Annotated in this window: 16 protein-coding genes; 7 read left to right on the forward strand and 9 right to left on the reverse strand. The window is 69.1% G+C overall.

Annotated elements, in window-relative coordinates; genetic code table 11:
* Positions 1-259 precede the first annotated feature (259 nt).
* The 3 genes from ABZ928_RS09525 to ABZ928_RS09535 form a co-directional block, all read right to left on the reverse strand.
* On the reverse strand, positions 260-1,054 hold the full coding sequence (locus ABZ928_RS09525; RefSeq protein ID WP_361516461.1) for a TIGR04255 family protein: 795 nt from the start codon (positions 1,052-1,054) through the stop codon (positions 260-262).
* 123 nt (positions 1,055-1,177) lie between these two features.
* Positions 1,178-2,089: a hypothetical protein gene (locus ABZ928_RS09530; RefSeq protein ID WP_361516463.1), complete on the reverse strand. Its 912-nt coding sequence runs from the start codon at positions 2,087-2,089 to the stop codon at positions 1,178-1,180.
* A 908-nt stretch (positions 2,090-2,997) separates the two neighbouring features.
* Positions 2,998-3,294, reverse strand: a complete 297-nt coding sequence (locus ABZ928_RS09535; protein ID WP_361516464.1) for a hypothetical protein — start codon at positions 3,292-3,294, stop codon at positions 2,998-3,000.
* Between the two features lie 573 nt (positions 3,295-3,867).
* On the opposite strand from ABZ928_RS09535, the gene ABZ928_RS09540 reads away from it, so the two are divergent.
* Positions 3,868-4,704 (forward strand): DUF2182 domain-containing protein, encoded by an 837-nt coding sequence (locus ABZ928_RS09540; RefSeq protein ID WP_361516466.1) that lies wholly within the window; start codon positions 3,868-3,870, stop codon positions 4,702-4,704.
* Between the two features lie 84 nt (positions 4,705-4,788).
* On the opposite strand, the gene ABZ928_RS09545 is transcribed toward ABZ928_RS09540, so the two are convergent.
* Entirely contained in the window at positions 4,789-5,415 is a 627-nt protein-coding gene (locus tag ABZ928_RS09545; protein ID WP_361516468.1) for a DUF1326 domain-containing protein, read from the reverse strand.
* Here ABZ928_RS09545 and ABZ928_RS09550 point away from each other — a divergent pair.
* Positions 5,408-5,692, forward strand: a complete 285-nt coding sequence (locus ABZ928_RS09550; RefSeq protein WP_361516470.1) for a zinc-ribbon domain-containing protein — start codon at positions 5,408-5,410, stop codon at positions 5,690-5,692. The two genes, ABZ928_RS09545 and ABZ928_RS09550, sit on opposite strands and share 8 nt — an antisense overlap.
* A gap of 39 nt (positions 5,693-5,731) precedes the next feature.
* Here ABZ928_RS09550 and ABZ928_RS09555 read toward each other — a convergent pair whose 3' ends face one another.
* Complete coding sequence (locus tag ABZ928_RS09555; protein ID WP_361516472.1) at positions 5,732-6,490, reverse strand: TIGR03943 family protein; 759 nt, start codon at positions 6,488-6,490, stop codon at positions 5,732-5,734.
* Positions 6,487-7,590, reverse strand: a complete 1,104-nt coding sequence (locus ABZ928_RS09560) for a permease (protein WP_361517608.1) — start codon at positions 7,588-7,590, stop codon at positions 6,487-6,489. Before ABZ928_RS09560 ends, ABZ928_RS09555 begins: the two co-directional genes overlap by 4 nt.
* A gap of 128 nt (positions 7,591-7,718) precedes the next feature.
* Here ABZ928_RS09560 and fxsT point away from each other — a divergent pair, with 128 nt between their 5' ends.
* Both fxsT and ABZ928_RS09570 read left to right on the forward strand, forming a co-directional pair.
* Positions 7,719-10,388 carry an FxSxx-COOH system tetratricopeptide repeat protein gene (gene fxsT, locus ABZ928_RS09565; RefSeq protein WP_361516474.1) on the forward strand — a complete coding sequence of 890 codons (2,670 nt, stop codon included), beginning with the start codon at positions 7,719-7,721 and terminating at the stop codon, positions 10,386-10,388.
* A 108-nt stretch (positions 10,389-10,496) separates the two neighbouring features.
* Positions 10,497-12,455: an NAD-binding protein gene (locus tag ABZ928_RS09570; protein WP_361517610.1), complete on the forward strand. Its 1,959-nt coding sequence runs from the start codon at positions 10,497-10,499 to the stop codon at positions 12,453-12,455.
* A gap of 139 nt (positions 12,456-12,594) precedes the next feature.
* Here the strand turns inward: ABZ928_RS09570 and ABZ928_RS09575 are convergent, their stop codons facing one another.
* Entirely contained in the window at positions 12,595-14,418 is a 1,824-nt protein-coding gene (locus tag ABZ928_RS09575; RefSeq protein ID WP_361516476.1) for a prolyl oligopeptidase family serine peptidase, read from the reverse strand.
* Between the two features lie 105 nt (positions 14,419-14,523).
* On the opposite strand from ABZ928_RS09575, the gene ABZ928_RS09580 reads away from it, so the two are divergent.
* Genes ABZ928_RS09580 through ABZ928_RS09590 form a run of 3 tightly spaced genes read left to right on the forward strand, consistent with a single transcriptional unit; the run spans position 14,524 to position 16,609 of the window.
* Positions 14,524-15,348, forward strand: coding sequence for a class I SAM-dependent methyltransferase (locus ABZ928_RS09580; protein ID WP_361516477.1), 825 nt, complete (start codon positions 14,524-14,526; stop codon positions 15,346-15,348).
* A gap of 57 nt (positions 15,349-15,405) precedes the next feature.
* Positions 15,406-15,780, forward strand: coding sequence for a nuclear transport factor 2 family protein (locus tag ABZ928_RS09585; RefSeq protein ID WP_361516479.1), 375 nt, complete (start codon positions 15,406-15,408; stop codon positions 15,778-15,780).
* A 43-nt stretch (positions 15,781-15,823) separates the two neighbouring features.
* The gene (locus tag ABZ928_RS09590) at positions 15,824-16,609 is read left to right on the forward strand and encodes an SURF1 family protein (protein WP_361516481.1); all 786 of its coding nucleotides are present in this window, start codon (positions 15,824-15,826) and stop codon (positions 16,607-16,609) included.
* Between the two features lie 70 nt (positions 16,610-16,679).
* On the opposite strand, the gene ABZ928_RS09595 is transcribed toward ABZ928_RS09590, so the two are convergent.
* Together ABZ928_RS09595 and ABZ928_RS09600 are read right to left on the reverse strand one after the other, a co-directional pair.
* Positions 16,680-17,861, reverse strand: coding sequence for a hypothetical protein (locus ABZ928_RS09595; RefSeq protein WP_361516483.1), 1,182 nt, complete (start codon positions 17,859-17,861; stop codon positions 16,680-16,682).
* Positions 17,858-18,535 carry a SigE family RNA polymerase sigma factor gene (locus ABZ928_RS09600; protein WP_361516485.1) on the reverse strand — a complete coding sequence of 226 codons (678 nt, stop codon included), beginning with the start codon at positions 18,533-18,535 and terminating at the stop codon, positions 17,858-17,860. Before ABZ928_RS09600 ends, ABZ928_RS09595 begins: the two co-directional genes overlap by 4 nt.
* Positions 18,536-18,765 lie beyond the last annotated feature (230 nt).

The raw sequence follows: 18,765 nt of genomic DNA on the forward strand, positions 1-18,765 counted from the left end.
TCCCAAGAAAGAAGTGGAGCCGCCGTAAACCGCATTCTAAATGCTTCCAGGTCACTGAGTGTGCCTACTCCAAGCAGGGAGGGGAACACATCCAGAACCTTTTGAAGGTTCTCCCGGACTGTCACCACAGCAGAAATTGCGGGCGCCAATCCCCTTCTGGGCTCAATTGGGAAACTCCCCATTGCCAGAGGAGTCTGATCGATACCCCAGTCTCGCGCGTAGCTATCCAAGATCTCCGATACGTTGCTCATTTGCCCCCCTAAGCAAAGTGATCGCGCAGAGTCTCGGTGGTTCCCATTTCAAATGCTCGAAGAGAATCCAGATGCAATTGGTCGACAGTATTCATGATTGATTCAACGTCAAATTGACGCGACCCCTGTCGAGCCGAGTCATTATCCAAAACGTATGTGAGCTCACTGCCCTGACCGAGCTGCAATCCGTGACGAATCACCAAGCTGTGATGCGCCGACGGGATCGCTTCTACAACCTGCATCGCCGCACGGAAGGAATCGCCCAGATCCGCATACAGTCTTTCCTGGAACAGCTCCTCGCTGATGAAATTGCGCCAATCAACAGGCGATAGGACATCAGGATGGCTGATCTGATTCACGTATCTCAGGCCGACTCGATGCTCAAGAGCAGGAGCAACATGCTCACCCACCGCTTTCGCGAGTTGAGTCAATCGGTCGCGGAATTGGCTCCACCCGCCATATCGCGTTGTCTCAAGAGAAAAGTGGTCGGGCTGTAGTGATACCGTCCAGGTACCGTCTTGACTCTTAAGCTGCCAAGTCCTCATAGCAGGCGTTTGCGATGCGGAGAACCCAGTGAATTGTCCGACAGCGACGTTAACGCCTTGGACAAGATTCTCTGTCAACTCTGTGGGCCAGTCGAGAGCGCCCTTGATTCTTAGAGCTCGCGATGCGTCGCTTGCTGCATACTCCGTCTCGTGTCTGACCTGGCATACGACCAGGGCCACAGGAGGACTGCTCAGGTGACGGTCCTCCGGTTCGCGCGTGAGCCATCCAGACACTGGCTTCACCTCTGCACCCTTCATCGCGCCTCCACCAGGCCCCCCAGGCTAACTTTCACAAACCTGCACACCTTGACTGTCGCGTCCTGGGTCGCTGGCTGTCAACCGCTAAGGCAATGCATCGCGGTAACTTTCTGTGAATGTTCGTCACTCGTTGCTGAACTTTTGATGAGGCTTAGCCAACGCTGTGAGTCGCCGGTAGTCACTCACAGGCATCTGATCGAGACGTTCGAAGCGGGGGCCAAGGATGACGAGCCCATCGCCGGCGCCCTCTCTCAGTCGATCCACAGCGTTGCGCCACCAGGCCTGGGATGTCGCGCTCGGCGTGCTCCCCTCCGAGAGCAAGACGATCTCCACCCGCCGTGGCTCCAGCCTGCTATCGATCGAGACGGCCCACTCGGCGATCTCGCTGTCCATGAGGTCAGCAGCTCCTCGATCGGCTGTACGCAGATCGCCGAGCATCGTGCGCAACGGGATGGCCACGAACTGGATGAAAGGCGCCCCCATGGCTGGCCGTTCACGTAGCCAGGCGACGGCGCGTCCCACCGCCTCTTGGTCCCTCTCGCTTTCGAAACCTTTCAGGCGCTCTTGCTTTGCAAGCCATCCCTTCTCGACTGGATATTCAAACCTGAGATCTGCAGCCCAGAAGCCTGGTTCATACGTAGACAAAAGGGGAACATGTAGCAGATAGTTATACCTTCCCTGACGTATGAGTCTCCTCTTACCTCCGTCCAAATCGGCGAGGTTAACAATGGGGGACACCTGCACGAAGGGCTTCAACGGGAGCGGAGCATCGGCTTCCGCCAAGTCGCATGTGCCCGTTGTGATCAAGGCCCAGCGAGGGACATCGTCGGCATGCAACTCCATCGGCATCTCGTCTTCGTAGTCCAGGCCGTAGTCACGCGCCGTTTGTGTGATGGCGCAGGCCGGGTCGCCATGAAAAACGAGGGGAGGGCATGGCACTACGTCGCCTTGTGTGAACTCCTCCAGTGCATTCAGCACACCGTGAGGCCATCCCTCGCGCGCTGCTGGCAACCCATCATCGACGAAGCTAGCCATCTAGCCCCCCGGCCTATCAGGCAACTCCAGGCAGGAGTTGAATCACGACCACTTGGCACCCCAAGAGGCACAGAACGTTACGATACTGGACCGACGGGCACACCTGACTCTCCGCCAGTTACACGAGTTGGAGGCAGGGTTAGCAAAAGATCAAGGCGGTGTCTGGCACTCGCGCAGGCCATCCCGAGGCACCTAGAGCGTTGTACAGCTCAGCCAGGATTGTCCTGAGCAGCTTCCCCTGCACCGGCAATCTGCGCATCATCCCCGCACCGGATCGAGCGGCGAACAGCGGGGAATCACGGGGAAGGCAGCCGAGTCCGACGAGGACACGGCTCGGCCGTTCACCGAGGTCAGCGCCCAAACCGGCCGTGAATGATCGCAGCTTCCCAAGCTGATGGATCCACCTGCGAGACTCGTTAGTTCTCGCAGCAGTTGACCCGTCGCCGCCCCGTGCCCTCGCAGGCTCTGCCAGACTCGCTTCATGGGGCGATGTACGGGGGTGACACGGCAAGGACGACCGTGCGGAAACCCGGCTGGATGGAACGGCTACTGCCACCTGCACGGTGGTGGAGGTCGAAGAAGCCGAAGGCCACGTGTCGCGCCTCCTCCAAGGCTTCCGCGAGTACCGGCGCGTTCGGAACCGCAGCCACGAGGTAGGCGGAGAGGCTTGTTCTGGTGGCTGAGGTGGTACTTCATGGCTTGGTTCGAGGCGCTACGTAACGCGGTAAACCGGCACCCATAACCGCGTCGGTTGGGCCGTCCATGGATCGTCCGACGTCGCTCAATAGCGGCCAATGACGACAACTACGACCACCAGGCGCACGGGTCCACCGCACCGGAGCAGCAAAAACTCAGCTCCCCAAGATCTCCGAGCGGTCAGCACGTGTCGTTTAAGTCAGGCCGTTAAGTCAGGCCGTGTGGCGCTGGCGAATGCGGAGCCAGCGCACACCCTTCACGGCGTACGCCGCGGCCATGAGCACGAAGCCAGCGCAGGTGAGCCAGAACCAGGATTCCGCGACTGCGAGACTCAGCACCAGGCCGGCGAAGAGCAGCAGGGAGGATACGACGTCCGGCAGGTTAAGGCGCGCCTCGAAACGCACCGCCGAATCGGATCCGTGTAGTCGGCGGATGACCGGAACGAGGCCGAGGGCCTGCAAGGCGGCCAGACCGAGAGCGAGCCAGACGAACCAGCCGGGTATGTACACGGCGCGCACTGTATCGCCCCCGGAAACGTTGAGTGTCTAACTGCGTGACAACGCCGACGAACAACAGCGGACGCCCGCGAACGTCAGCGGACCATCAAGGCAGGTAAGAGGCGCACCAGTCCATGGCGGAGCGCGTACCCAAGTTTGCTTCGGGACGAAGAGGTCGTGGGTTCAAATCCCGCCACCCCGACAGGGAAGTACTCCTCAGGGGCCTGATCCGCTTAGCGGGTCGGGCCCCTGAGGGGTTTCTGTAGGTCGTTGGGGAGAAGGCTGGGAGAAGATCTTGGGCGGCCTCTCCCAGGGGGTGTCGACGTCACCAACGCCATGCCCTTCTGCCTCAATGGTCATGAGGAGCACGGCACGTGGCGGGCACGCCTGGGCTCTGGCTTGTGTCCGAGGTCGCGCCGGCCGGTCAACTGGATCTCTTCGAGCAGGACTTGGTTCCAGTGGAATGGGTGCCGTGTCGTCGACTCCGCTTCTTCGTAGGCGGTAGCGCGGCCCACCCCAAGGCGTACCGGTCGCGTCCCCTATGTACCTGTGCTGTGCTGGAAGCAGTCGCAGGAGAGTACGCCGATGCGTCACAGCCGGACTTTCGTCGCCGCATCCGCTTCGTCGGTCGGGCCGACCGGAGCGGGGGGAGGGTTGTTGCCGGCGCGGGATCTGGCGGCTTCGTGGTTGCTCGTGGTGTTGATCGCGGTGCCTGCGTGGGTGCTGACGATCGGGCAGGCCCGGGATATGGGGGTCGAGCCGGGGACGATGGGGATGGCGTTGCCGCTGTTCCTGTTGCTGTGGGTGACGATGATGGCGGCGATGATGCTGCCGTCCATGGCGCCGGTGGCGATCACGTGGGTGAGGGGGATCGGGCGGCAGTCCTCCGGGGGGGCCCGCACCGGCCGTACCGTCGAGTTCGTCGCCGGGTATTTGGTGGTGTGGACGGGGTTCGGGCTGCTCGCCTACGGGGCGCTCGCTCTCAGCGGCGGTCTTGTGGACGACCATCCGACCGCCGGGCGCTGGATCGGGTCGGGCGCCTTCCTGCTCGCTGGCCTCTATCAGCTGGGCCCCCTGAAGTACGTCTGCCTGCGGCACTGCCGCGACCCGCTCGGGCACCTCGTGCACTACGCCGGCTTCCGCGGGCCGGTCCGTGATCTGCGGGTGGGTCTGCATCACGGCGCCTACTGCGTCGGCTGCTGTGCCGGGCTGATGGTCGTCCTGGTGCCGCTGGGCGTGATGAACGTGGCGGCGATGGCCGGGCTGGCCGTGGTGATCTTCCTGGAGAAGCTGTCGCCCCGGGGTGTGCTGTTGGGGCGGGTCGTGGGCGTGGCGTTTCTCGTCCTGGCCGTGCTTGCGCCCTTCCAGGACTGGCTCCTGCCGGGGCTGACGGACTCCATGCCGTCGATGGACGATATGTGATCCTCTGGACACGGACACGGCGTCCACCGTCACCAACAGGCCCGGCGGCGACTCAGCTCACGGGACGGGGACGGCCCATCCGGTTCAGGCCCGGCCCTGTGCGGCTCCCTCCGTCTCCTCGCCGCTGAAGACGTACTGCGCCGTCTCCCTGTAGGACGCCTCGTAGTTCAGCCCGAAGGCGTCGGAGCGGCCGCTGGTCCCGCCGACCTCGAATTCGGGCGCGAAGCCGAACATCGCGTTCTTGATCTTCGTTGTGCTGCCGTCCGGGCCGGTCAGCGGCTCGTACGACAGGTCTGTGCGGCCTTCGACCGTGAAGCCGGGCTTGTCGCCGTCCGTGAGCGAGACGCCGGCGCGCTCCATGCCGAGGTACTCGCCGTAGAACTGCGAGAGCCGGCCGAACGGGCCGCCCTCCCGGCCGACAAGGATGCGCTCCAGGGCATCGGCGCCGGCCTGCTCGTCACTGGCCGCAGAGAGGTGAGACGGGAACTGGTTGTAGAACGCGAAGTCCACGCCGGACAGGTCCAGGCCGTCGAGATTGCCGTCGGCCACGTGGAACACGGCCGTGCCCAGGCACTCCGTACCGCCCTTGGTGTCCCGCGGCTGGCTGTCGTACGGGCAACTGCCCAGCGCCGCGCAGGAGCAACCGGCCGTGGGGTGGTCGTAGCCTTTGGCGGCAGGATCTGTTCCGGAAAGGACCCCCCTCGTGATCATCTTTGGTACCAAGGGCTACCTCTACCAGCTCGCCATACTCACGCTCGTCTGCGGGCGGTGCGGCAATCCCGCCGCGCACACGCTGCGCAAGCGGGTCACCAAATTCACGTTGTTCTTCGTGCCGCTGTTCCCGTTCTCGACGAAGTACGCGACGCAGTGCACGTTCTGCGGGGCGGAAGTGAAGGTCGAGAAGGAGCAGGCGGAGCGGTTGCAGGCGCAGGCCGTGGGTGGGCAGCAGGCGTACGGGCAGGCTCAGCAGCAGCCCTACCAGCAGTGAGGGTCACTGACATTGAGCGTCACTGACCTCGTCTGACCGTCACTTGTTCCACGTCTCGTCGTACGGGTCCGCCGGTGTCGCCACCGGGCGTGCGGACGTGACCTTCAGGTACGGGATCGGGCCGTTGTTGACCGGGTCCTTGGTCCGCTGGGGCGTGTACGCGCCGGTGACCTCCAGCCAGGCGTCCGGGCGCAGGACCGGGGGGATCGTGCCGGTCAGGGCGATCTTCACCGGCTGGGCGTCCGCGGCGCAGCAGTTGAGGGCCATGCGGACCAGATAGGGGTGGCCGGCCTGGTCCACGGCCACGAAGCCGGTGATCTTGAGCTCTCGGCCCTTGATCGAGCGGCCGGCGTCGTACACCGCCCGGCCCGCGTAGTCGGCCACCCCCAGTCGCAGCGGGCCCTTCGCGGGCAGGTCCTCATAGCCGTACGGCTGCTGCAGAGCCGTACCCGTGCGCAGGGCGCTGTACGAGCCGAGGGCGGGCGGGGCCACCAGGACCAGGGCGAGGAGGGGGAGGACGAGGAGCCAGGAGACTCGGGGTTCGCGGTGGTGATCGTCGTGAGCAGCATGGCCATCGTGGTCGTCTTGGTTGTCTTCGTTGTCTTGATCCTGCTTCTGGATCGTTTTCCTCTCGTACCACAGCGTCGCTGCCGCCGCCGCGATCAGGACCGCGCCGGACAGCAGGAGCAGCGGGCGCAGGCCTGACTTGACGTAGCGGAGGTAGAGGTCGGTGCTGCCCGCGTGCAGGAGGGCCGCGCCCAGCAGGAACATCACCGCTGACTGTGCGTGCCGGTTCACAGGAGCACCGTCCCGACCGCCACCGACACCAGGACCGCCAGGGTGAAGGTGGCGGGGGCGAAGCGGAGGGCGAAGCCTCGGCCGAAGGTGCCTGCCTGCATCGCGAAGAGTTTGAGGTCGATCATCGGGCCCACTACCAGGAACGCGAGCCGTGCCGTCAGGGAGAACTGGGACAGGGAGGCCGCGACGAACGCGTCCGCCTCCGAGCAGATCGACAGCAAGACCGCCAGTACGGCCAGGGCCAGCACGGAGACGAACGGGTTGCCCGCCGCCGTACGCAGCCACTGCTCCGGTACGACCGCCTTCAGCGTCGCCGCCGCCATCGCGCCGATGACCAGGAAACCGCCGGCGTGCATCACGTCGTGCCGGACCGAGCCCCAGAACGCCGCTCCCCTGCCCTGACCGTCGTACGAGGAACGGGCGGGTGCGCGCAGCCAGTCGGTGCGGCCCAGGCGTAGCCAGAGCCAGCCCATCGCGCAGGCCACGAGGAGGCTCGCGACCAGGCGGGCCAGGACCATCTCGGGGTTGTTGGGGAACGCCACCGCCGTGGCCGTCAGCACGATCGGGTTGATCGCCGGGGCGGAGAGGAGGAAGGCGAGGGCGGCGGCGGGGGTGACGCCTCGGCGGACCAGGGCGCCTGCCACCGGGACCGAGGCGCATTCGCAGCCCGGCAGCACCACGCCTGCCGCGCCCGCCACCGGGACCGCCAGCGCCGGGTTCTTCGGGAGGGCCCGGGCGAAGAACGACGGGGGTACGAAGACCGCGATCGCCGCCGAGAGCAGGACCCCCAGGACCAGGAAGGGAAACGCCTGGACGACCACGGCCACGAACACCGTCATCCAGCTCTGCATCACGGGCGTGGCGAGCGCTCCGCGGATGGGGCCCTGGATCAGGAGCACCAGGAGGAGCGACATGGTGAGCAGGAGGGGGGAGTTGAGGTGGCGGGCCTGTTGTTGGTCGGTGGCCGGGGGCGCGGAGGCCGAGGGGGCCGAGGTCGAGGGGGCGGCCGCCTCGGATGCCGATCCCTCGGATGCCGACGGCTCTGATGCCGATGGCTCGGGTGCCGGTGTCCGCGGCGGCGCGGGCTTGGTGATGGCCACGGGCGCGGTACCTCCCGGCTCGATGTGCGGTGCCTTTCCTCCCATACGAGGATTCTGGCGTCGTTGCTCAACTCGGCGCGGGATCATGGGCCGGAACGGTACGGGCGAGACGGGCTCGGGGGCGGGACATGGCCGACGGCGCCAAGCAGCGGTTCTTCATCAGTTACGCGGGTGTGGACCGGCCCTGGGCGGAGTGGGTGGGCTGGTATCTCAAGGCGGCCGGGCACGATGTCGAACTCGACGTCTGGGACTGGCGGCCCGGGGACGACTTCGTCGACCGGATGGACCGGGCGCTCCGGCACGCCGACGCGGTCGTCGCGCTGTTCTCCAAGGCGTACTTCGATCCGAAGCGGTGGACGCGGGGCGAGAAGAACGCGGCGCTCGCGGGTGAGCGGCGGATCATTCCGCTGGTGGTGGAGGAGCTGGCCGACACCGACCTGCCGCCTCTGCTGTCGTCGCTGGTCAGCAGGGCGATCCACGGGCTGGGTGAGGCGGCCGCGCGGGAGGCGCTGCGGGAGGCCGTGGAGGGGGCTCGGCTTCCGGACGCGCCGCCGGTGTTTCCCGGAGGCGCCACGGAGGGGGCTCCGGCCACGGACGCGGCCTCGGTCGAGGACGGTACGCGGCCCAGGCTCCCCGGCTCCCCCGCCGGGACCGCGCTCGTGTCGAACCTGGGCCGCCGCAACCCCGACTTCTCCGGCCGGGAGAGCGAGATAGCCCGGCTGCGCGACGAACTGCTCAGCGACCGGCAGGCGGTGGTGCGGGCGCTGCACGGCATGGGCGGTATCGGCAAGACACAGCTCGCGCTGGAGTACGCGCACCGGTTCAGCGGGCAGTACGACGTGGTGTGGTGGATCGACGCCGAACAGGCCGGGCATCTGCCCGTTCACTACACGGAGTTGGCCGGCCGGCTCGGTCTTGCCCGGTCCGAGGCGGGTTCCGAGGCCAACGCCCGTGCGCTGCTGGCCGAGTTGCGGGGGCGGCAGCGGTGGCTGATCGTCCTCGACAACGCCGAGCGGCCCGAACTGATCGGGCCCTGGCTCCCCGACGGTCCCGGCCATGTCCTGATCACCTCGCGCAACCCCGACTGGCGCGGTGTCGCCGGCCAGACCGGGCTCGACGTCTTCGACCGCGCCGACTCCGTGTCGTACCTGCGTAGTCAGATCCCCGCCCTCAGTGTCGAGGACGCGGGGCTGCTCGCGCACGACCTGGGGGATCTTCCGCTCGCCCTCGCGCAGGCGGCGGGGGTCGTGGGGAGCGGGATGACCGTGGAGCGGTATCGCGGGATGCTTGCCACGGACGCCGAGCGGATACTCCGGGTGGACCGGGCGCCCGGCTATCCGGTGTCGCTGGCCGCGGCGACCGGGATCGCGCTCGGTCGGCTGGAGGATGAACACCCGGGCGCGGTTGACGTGTTGCGGCTGGGGGCGTTTCTCGGGCCCGAGCCGATCCCGATCAGCTGGCTGGAGACGGCCGGGCCGCGGCTCGTCACGGTCTCCGGCGTCGCCGACGACGTCCTGTGGCCGCGCAGCGCCCTTCAGCCGTTGCGGCGGGCAGGGCTCGCACGGGTCGACCACGAGACCTTCCAGATCCATCGGCTCACCCAGTCCGTACTGCGGGACCGCACCGGGGTGGAGCACGTCGCGGCGGTACGGGACGATGCCGGGACGGTGCTGGAAGGGGCGGTGCCGGGCGATCCGGAGACCACACCGAACTGGCCTGCCTGGGCCACCCTGGCGTCCCATCTCGCCGTGGCCCGTATCGATCGCGTCGGGCGCGCCGAGCTGCGGTCGCTCCTGCTGGACGCAGCCCTCTTCCTCACCCAGAGCGGGCAGGCGCCCAACTCGCGAGAACTGACCGGCGGACTGAGCGCATCCTGGACCGAGGCGCTGGGGGCCGATCATCCCGACACCCTCAGGTGTATGCAGTACCACGCCCACGCGGCCACCGAGGCCGGCGATCCCAACGCGGCCGTGGTGCTGATCCACGACACCTTGGCCCGCCGTCGGCGCCTGCTCGGCGACGACCATCCCGACACCCTCCAGTCCGCCAACGACCTGGCGTACAGCCTGGGACAGCTGCACAGGTTCACGGAGGCGCACGAGATCATGGAGGACACATACCGGCGTCGCCGACGTGTTCTCGGTGAGCACCATCCGCACACCCTTCAGGCCGCGTACAACCTCGCCGCCGCGCTCAGCGACCTTGAGGAGTACGAGGAATCCGGTCGTATGTGCGAGGACCTTTTCCAGCTCTGGCAGCGCGACCTGGGCGACGACCACCCGGACACCCTGCGGGCCCGTAACGGCATCGCCAGCGCGATGATCAACCTGGGCCGGATCCACGAGGGACGGGACATCCTCGAAGACGTGAACAGGCGCCTGAGCCGAGCCCTCGGGGACAACCACGTGTTCGCCCTCAGCGCCGCCGACAACCTCGCCCAGGCCCTGACCAAGCTCGGCGACCATGAGCGGGCCCGCGGCCTGCTCGAAGCCGTGCTCCGGCGCTCGCAGGAGAGCCTCGGTCCCAGCCACCCCAACACCATCGTGACGACCAACAACCTGGCCCACTGCCTCTTCCGACTGCGCAAGTACGCCGAGGCAGTCGAATTGTTCGAAAGGGCACGCAACGACGGGCGCCGGGTGCTCGGTGACGACACCGAATTCGTGCGGTCGATCACCCGGGGCCTGGCCAACACGCTCACGGCCATGGGCAAGTCCTTCCAGGCCCAACGCCTCCTGTCGGCCCAGCGAAAGCAGTCCCAACGCGCCTCTCCCGGCAGGAAGAAGAACAGGAACTGACCCCCGCCCGGCGGAGCCCGTCCTGGAACCACCCTCCCCGGTAAGGCACTCTTTCCCCTTGTGGCGAGCGTTCCTGGGCAAGGTCAGCAGAGTGACACGGCCGCGCACATGGTGGTCTGCGGTGACGACGGGCTCGCGCATCGGCTGGCCGCCGAGCTGCGGGGGGTGTACGGGGAGCAGGTGACGCTCGTCGTGCCGCCCTCGGAGCGGACGGTGCGGCCGCCGGTGGTGGGGCGGGCGCGGGCGGCTTCCGCGGCGTTGCTCGACCGGGTGGTGAGTGCCGCCGCCGGGCGCGCGGGAGTGACCGAACCCGTTGGTGGGGAGCGGGTGTTGGAGGCCGCCGAGGCCACCGAGGCCGTGCTCGCCGACGCGGGGGTGGAGCGGGCCGCCGCGCTCGCGCTCGTGTATGACGACGACGAGACCAACATCCGTGCCGCGCTGACCGCCCGTCGGCTCAATCCCCGGCTGCGGCTCGTGCTGCGGCTGTACAACCGGCGGTTGGGGCAGCACATCGAGGAACTTCTGGATCAGGCCGCCGCGTTGGCCGCCGGCGGTGGCGCGGACTCCTCGGGCTCCTCCTCCGGTTCCGGTTCCGGTTCTGGGTCCGGTTCCGGCCCCGGCTCCGGGTTCGATGCCTCTACGACCGTCCTGTCCGACGCCGACACCGCCGCGCCGGCGCTGGTGGCCAGTGCCGTCGCCGGGACCAGCAAGGTCGTGCAGACCGATGGGCTGTTACTGCGGGCGGTGGAGCGGCCTCCGGGATCCACCGGGGGCGGTGGACTGGCCACGTTGGCCCTGCTCTCCCCCACCGGGAACGGGACCGGTGGGCCCGACGGGGCCGAGCCGGCTGGGGGCGAGCCGGGGCCCGAGCTGCTGCCGGACGCGGCGGCGGTACGGGATGCCGGTGGGCGCGGGACCGTCGTGCTGGAGCAGGTGTCGTACTCGGGGCCGCCGTTGTCCGCCGGGCGCGGTGTCGTGCCGCCGTTCGCCTCGCTGTTCTCGCGGCGGCTGCGGTGGTCGCTGGCCGGGCTGGCGGGGTGCGTGGCCGCGCTCGCCGTCGCGCTGTCGGTGGTCACCGGGGACCATCCGCTCTTCGCCACGTACGAGGTCCTGCTCGACCTCTTCGCCATCAACGACCCCGCCCTGAATCAGCCTCTCGGGCGGCAGATTCTTCAACTCCTCGCCGGGCTCGTCGGGTTGCTGCTGCTGCCGGTGCTGCTGGCCGCCGTGCTGGAGGCGCTGGGCACCTTCCGGAGCGCGTCCGCGTTGCGCAAGCCGCCTCGGGGGCTGGGTGGGCATGTCGTCCTCCTCGGGCTGGGCAAGATCGGTACGCGGGTGCTGACCCGGTTGCGGGAGCTGAACATCCCCGTGGTGTGTGTCGAGTCCGATCCCGAGGCACGGGGGTTGGCCACGGCTCGGCGGTTGCGGGTGCCGGTGGTGCTCGGGGATGTCACCCAGGAAGGGGTGCTGGAGGCCGCGAAGATCCATCGGGCGCATGCGCTGCTGTCGGTGACCAGCGCGGACACGACCAATCTGGAGGCCGTGCTGTACGCCCGGTCCGTGCGGCCCGATCTCCGGGTCGTGCTGCGGTTGTACGACGACGACTTCGCCACCGCCGTGTACCGGACGCTGCGGGCCGCCCATCCGCAGGCCTCCACGCGGAGTCGGAGCGTGTCGCATCTGGCGGCGCCCGCGTTCGCCGGGGCGATGATGGGGCGGCAGATTCTCGGGGCGATTCCTGTGGAGCGGCGGGTGCTGCTGTTCGCGGCGCTTGAGGTGGGCGGGCATCCGCAGTTGGAGGGGAAGACGGTCGGGGAGGCGTTCCGGGCGGGGGCCTGGCGGGTGTTGGCCCTGGACACCGCCGCGGTGGGGGCGGGGCGGCGGGAGGAGTCGGCGGTGGAGGGGGCGTACGAGGAGGTGGGGCAGGCCGGGGCCGGGTCCGGGCTGGTCTGGGATCTGCCCGACACGTATGTGCTGAAGGGGGAGGACCGGGTGGTGCTGGCGGCTACCCGGCGGGGGTTGGCGGAGCTGCTGGGGCGGCGGGCTCGGGAGCGGGCGGGGGCGTAGGGGGCGGCGAGAATTTCCTCGCCCCCGCCGCCCCTACCCGTCCCATCCTCCAGGGGCTGCCGCCCCTTCAACCCCGCCTTATCGGCCCTTGAGGGGCCTCGTCCTCAAACGCCGGACGGGCCCGCAGCCGTTCCCCCAGCTAGCCCCTCGGCGGCAGATGCCGTGCCGCGAAGTCCAGTTCCAGGCGGACCTGCTTGATGCGTTCGTCGACGACGAGGGAGCCGTGGCCCGCGTCGTAGCGGTAGACCTCGTGGGTGGCGCCGCGGGTCTCCAGGCGCTTGACGTAGTTGTCGATCTGGCGGATGGGGCAGCGGGGGTCGTTGACGCCGGCCGAGATGTAGACCGGGGACTTGACCTGGTCCACGTAGGTCAGGGGGGAGGAGGCCTCGAAGCGTTCCGGGACCTCTTCCGGGGTGCCGCCCAGGAGGGTGCGGTCCATGGCCTTCAGGGCCTCCATCTCGTCGTGGTACGCGGTGACGTAGTCCGCCACCGGGACCGCTGCGATGCCGAGGCTCCAGGAGTCCGGCTGGGTGCCGAGGCCGAGGAGGGTGAGGTAGCCGCCCCAGGAGCCGCCGGTCAGGATCAGGCGGTCGGGGTCGGCCAGACCCGTGCTCACCGCCCATTCCCGCACCGCCGCGATGTCCTCCAGCTCGATCAGGCCCACCCGGTGCTTCAGGGCGTCGGTCCAGGCGCGGCCATAGCCCGTGGAGCCCCGGTAGTTGACTCTGACGACCGCGTAGCCGTGGTCGACCCAGGCCGCCGGGCCCGCCGCGAAGGCGTCGCTGTCGTGCCAGGTCGGGCCGCCGTGGATGTCGAAGACCGTGGGGAGGGGGCCGGAGACTCCCTGCGGCTTCTGGACCAGGGCGTGGATGCGGCCGCCGGGGCCCTCGACCCAGACGTCCTCCACCGGGACCGAGCCCGGGGACTTCAGACCGGGCGGGTCCAGGACGACGCGGCCGGTCGTCGAGCGGACCGTCGACGGTTCGGCGGCCGAGGACCAGAGGTACTCGACGCTGCCGTCGGGGCGGGCGGTGGCGCCGGAGACCGAGCCGGGCGGGGTGGGGATCCCGACGAGCTCGCGGGTCGTGAGGTCGTAGCGGAACAGCTCGCTGCGGGCCTCGAAGCTGTGGGCGATGAGCAGGCCGGTGCCGTCCGGGTACCACTCGGCACTCACATCGCCGGGCAGGTCGAGGGCGAGGTCGCTCTCCTCGCCCGTCGCCACGTCCCAGACCAGGGGCTCCCAGCGGCCCCGGCGCTGGTGGCCGATGAGGAGACGGGTGTCGCCCTCCACGGGGGCGAAGCCGAGGACCTCCAGGCCGAGCTCCTCCGTGCCGTCCTTCGTGTCGTCGAGCTCGGCGACCGCCGTGCCGTCGAGGCGGACGACCCGCAGCGCCGAGTGCATCGCGTCGCCGTGCTCGGTGTGCTCCAGGGCGATCAGCGAGCCGTCGTGGGAGAGGTCGCCGACGCCCGCGGACTCGCGGTGGCGGTAGATCTCGACCGGGTTCTCGTCGGCGCGGGCGACGTAGATCGTCGTGCCGTCCTCGTCGGTCGAGCGACCCACGACCGCCGTACGACCGTCTCTGGACAGGGCCAGGCCCGCCGGGTAGGAGGCGTCCAGGCCGGGGGCGGCCAGTTCGCCCTCGCCGCCCGTGAACGGCTGGCGGCGCCAGACGCCGAACTCGTCGCCGTCCTTGTCGTCGAACCACCAGATCCACGCGCCGTCCGGGGAGAGCACGCCGTCCGTCGTGCCGTTCGGCCGGTCGGTGACCTGGCGTTGCCCGCCCGTGGAGCGGTCCCAGGCGTACAGCTCGTACGTCCCCGTCGCGTTCGACACGAACAGGGCGTGGTCCGGTGCGTCCTCCGCCCAGTCGGGCAGGGACACCCGGGGCGCCCGGAAGCGCTTCTCCCAGACCGGCGTCGTTTCGTTCTGCTCGGGCGAGACGGACCCGTTGCTCTCAGTCATGGCCCCATAGTGCCTGGCCCGACCGACAATTCGCTGGCGGGGTCCTCAGCCTGTGGATAACCTCCACCGGTACCCCTTCCCCAGCAGGTCAGGCGGCTTCACATCATGGCCCTCTCCCACCCCTCCGACTGGCGCGACGCCAACCGCGCCAACTGGGACGAGCGCGCCGCCGTCCACGCCGCGAGCGACTTCTACGACCTCGACGGCTTCCGCGCCGGCGCGGAAGCCCTGCGCCACTTCGAGCTGGCCGAGGTCGGGGACGTCACCGGAAAGTCCCTGCTGCATCTCCAGTGCCACATGGGCCTCGACACCCTGTCCTGGGCCCGGCACGGCGCCGCCCGCGTCGTCGGTCTCGACTTCTCCGAGCCCGCGGTGGAGACGGCCCGTGGCCTCGCCGGCGATCTCGGGTTCGGGCCGGACCGGGCGGCGTTCGTCACGGCCGACGTGTACGACGCCGCGCAGGCGGTGCCCGACCCGTCGTACGACATCGTCTACACCGGTGTCGGGGCGCTGTGCTGGCTGCCCGACATCCGGCGCTGGGCCGAGACGGCGGCGGCGCTGGTGGCGCCGGGCGGGTTCCTCTATCTCGCCGAGTTCCATCCGATCACCGACGTCCTCGACGACGAGACCGGCTCACGGGTCGTGCACGACTACTTCGACCCCGACGCCCAGGTGTACGAGCTCTCCGGCACCTACACCGACGGGGGCTCCGGCCTCCTCCACAACCGGACCGTGGAGTGGCGGCACCCGCTCGGCGAGGTCGTCACCGCGCTCGCGACGGCGGGGCTGCGGATCGAGTTCCTGCACGAGCACGACGTCTCGCTGTTCCCGCGGTTCGGGTCGTTCGAAGTGCGGGACGGGTACCACCGGTTCCCGGCGGACCGGCCGCGGATCCCCCTCATGTACTCCCTGCGCGCACGCAAGGACTGACGGGACGGACCGGGCTGCCAGGACCGATTGTCAGTGGCGGGGTGCAGACTCTGTCGCATGACCGATCTGCGCAAGACAGTCGAGACCTTCTGGGCCACCGCGGAGGCGCGGGACTGGGACGCGTTCGCGGGCACGCTGACCGAGGACGTGGTGTACACGCTGCCGCAGACACGCGAGCGGATCAGCGGACGGGAGCGGTATGTGCGGTTCAACCGGGAGTATCCGGGTGACTGGCATCTGCGGATCGAGCGGATCATCGCCGAGCCGGGGCAGGTGGTCACCTGGAGCCACGTCACGGTGGGGCTGGAGGAGATGTACGCCATCTCGTTCTTCACGGGGGACGAGAGCGGGCGGATAGCCGCCGTCACGGACTTCTGGCCGGAGCCTTACGAGCCGCCGGTCGGGCGGGAGCATCTCGTCGAGCGGTACTGACCCCGCGGGCGGGACCGTTCGGGGTGACCCGTACCGTTGAGGTGTGTACCGGTTTCTGCTGACGCCCCGTTGGTGGGGGATCAACGTCTTCGTGCTGATCGCCATCCCCTTCTGTGTGTTCATGGGGTCATGGCAGCTGAGCCGGTTCGAGGAGCGGATGGCCGCGCACGACCGGGCGACGACTCAGGTCGCCACGGACCGGCGGGAGGCCGCGCGGCCGCTCGCCGAGTTGCTCCCCGTGGATCAGGAGACCTCGGGCAAGCAGGTCACCGCGACCGGGCGGTACGGGAAGCAGTTGCTGGTGCCGGGGCGGGACCTGGACGGGAAGCGCGGGTACTACGTGCTGACGTTGCTGATGACCGACGAGGGCAAGGCGCTGCCGGTCGTGCGGGGGTGGCTGCCGGGGGACGCGGACGCCTCCAAGGCTCCTGCCGCGCCCACCGGCGAGGTCACCGTCACGGGGGCTCTTCAGGCTTCCGAGCAGCCCGGGGAGAACGGGGTCAGTGCGCAGGGGGGGCTGCCGGACGGGCAGGTCTCCGCGATCAGTGCGGCTTCGCTGGTGAACCTGGTGTCGTACGACGTGTATCCCGCCTGGGTCACGCTCAACACCGGGGACTCCGGGATGAAGGCCGTGCCCGCGGCGGCGCCTTCGGACTCGGGGCTGAATCTGAAGGCGTTCCAGAACCTCGGCTACACCGGTGAGTGGTTCGTGTTCGCCGGGTTCGTGGTGTTCATGTGGTTCCGGTTGCTGCGGCGCGAGGTGGAGTTCCTGAAGGACGCGGAACTCGGGCTGCTGCCGGAGGAACACGAGGAGCGGGCAACCGTCTGACGGGCGACCGTCTGACGGGCGACCGTCTGACGGGCGGCTGGGGGCGCGAAGCCCCCAGAGGCGGCCCGTGCTACGACGTCGCCAGTACGCCCGTCCAGTACACCGTCCCCGCGCACGCGTTGCTGACCGTCGTCGTCGCCGTCGCCGCGCCGCCCTCGGCGGTGTTGGTGATGGTGACGCTGCCGTCCGCCGTGCCGTCCTCCGTCAGGAGCTGGGTGGAGGTGCCGGTGTCGCCGCCCGTGGAGGTGCCATCCGTGGTGCCGGAGTTCTCCGTGGGGGTCGGGGTGGGGGTGGAGCCGGTGTCGCCGCCGCTGTCGCCGCTGGACGTGGGGCAGGTCTCCGAGGGGACCCAGGCGAAGCGCACGGTGTAGGAGGCGCCGGGCTGGAGGACCAGGGAGGCGAGTTCGAGGGTCGGGTCGGGCAGGGAGGCCGCCGCGTCGCCGGAGACGTGCCGGGCGGAGGAGACCTTGCTCGCGTCCGCCGCGCCCGCCGTCGAGGTGGCCAGCGCGCCCGGGCCCGTGACCGTACAGGCCGCGGTGGAGGAGTTGGTGAAGGTGAACGTGCCGTACACCGCGCCGCTGGTGTCGACCGGGTCGGTGCTGGACGTCCCCGTGCCGAGCTCGGTCGCCGTGCACGCGGGGACGCCGGCCGTGCTGGAGGCCGAGGGACCCGAGGTGTCGCTGCTGCCGTTGCCGGAGCCGGTCCCCTTGTCCTTGTCGTCGCCCTTGGAGTCGCCCTTGCCCTTGTCCTCGACCTTGCCGGAGGTGCCGCCGGAGGTGCTCTCGCCGCCGTCCGGGTCCTTGCCCTGGGTGGCGCCGCCCTGGGCCTCCGAGTAGTGCCCGGCGACCGAAGGGTTGGCGTCGGAGCCGGTGGCGCCGGAGACGTGCAGCAGGGCGGGGACGGCGGTGCCGACGAAGAGCGCGGCGGCCGCCATGCCGACCATGGCCTGCCGCTTGCGGGCCCGGCGAGCGGGTACGGCGGTCCGTAGATGGTCGAGCGTGCCGTCCCGGGGTTCGATCTCCTGGACCGCCTGGTGGAGCATGCGGCGCAGTGCCAGCTCGTCCGAGTCGAGCCCTCCCGAGGGGCTCTGGTCGTCGAGGCCGTGGTTCACAGTTCCGTTCCCAGCAGTTGATTGCGTCGGCTTGTGCTGCGCGTCCGCGCCGCCCGGCTCGTGCCATGAGTACGGCTCGTGTTCGTGCTCGTGCGGGACGTGCAGATGGCGGCGCCCGTCGTTCTCCCGTGACCCGCTCATGCCGTGGCCTCCATGGCGACCCGGAGGGCGGCGATGCCGCGGGAGCCGTACGCCTTCACCGAGCCCAGGGATATCCCGAGGGTCTCGGCGACCTGCGCCTCGGTCATGTCCGCGAAGTACCGCAGGACGAGGACCTCGCGCTGGCGGCGCTGGAGCCCCTTCATCGCCTTGATGAGCGAGTCGCGCTCCAGCTGGTCGTACGCCCCCTCCTCCGCGCTCGCCATGTCCGGCATCGGCTTGGACAGCAGCTTGAGTCCGAGGATGCGGCGGCGCAGGGCCGAGCGGGAGAGGTTGACGACGGTCTGGCGCAGATAGGCCAGCGTCTTCTCCCGGTCGCGGACCCGCTTGCGGGCGGAGTGGACGCGGATGAACGCCTCCTGGACGACGTCCTCGCAGGAGGCGGTGTCGTCGAGGAGGAGGGCGGCGAGACGCAGCAGCGAGCTGTAGTGCGCGCGGTACGTCTCGGTGAGGTGGTCGACGGTGGTTCCGGCGGCTGCCGCGTCCTCGGCGCCGTCACGCTGACTGGGTATGCGGGCCGGCCGCGCTGCGGGCATGGGCGCGATCACCGGCATGCCACCGGGCGTACCGGCCATGCGGGGTCGTACGGCCGCAGGGCGCGGCGGCCGTAGGGCCGTACCGCGCGAGACCGCTGTGAAGTCGAGAACCTCTGCCACGCCAGTTGGACACGGCTACCCCCGTAAGGGTTGTACGCGCCGGGCGTCACTTTTGTGTCGGACGACGAAATACCGAACGCGACGGCCTCCCGTCTTGTGTCAGGCAGCACAACTGACCGTGCGTCAAGCGCCCTCATGCCTACCCGCTCTTCCCCTATGTCCTGAAATGTTTCGGGGCGTCCCCACGCCCCTTCACGCATCCCCGCACCCCCTGAAGGGCGTTCGCAAAG

Origin of the sequence: Streptomyces sp. NPDC046909 (assembly GCF_040644695.1) — a bacterium.
Taxonomy (GTDB): domain Bacteria; phylum Actinomycetota; class Actinomycetes; order Streptomycetales; family Streptomycetaceae; genus Streptomyces.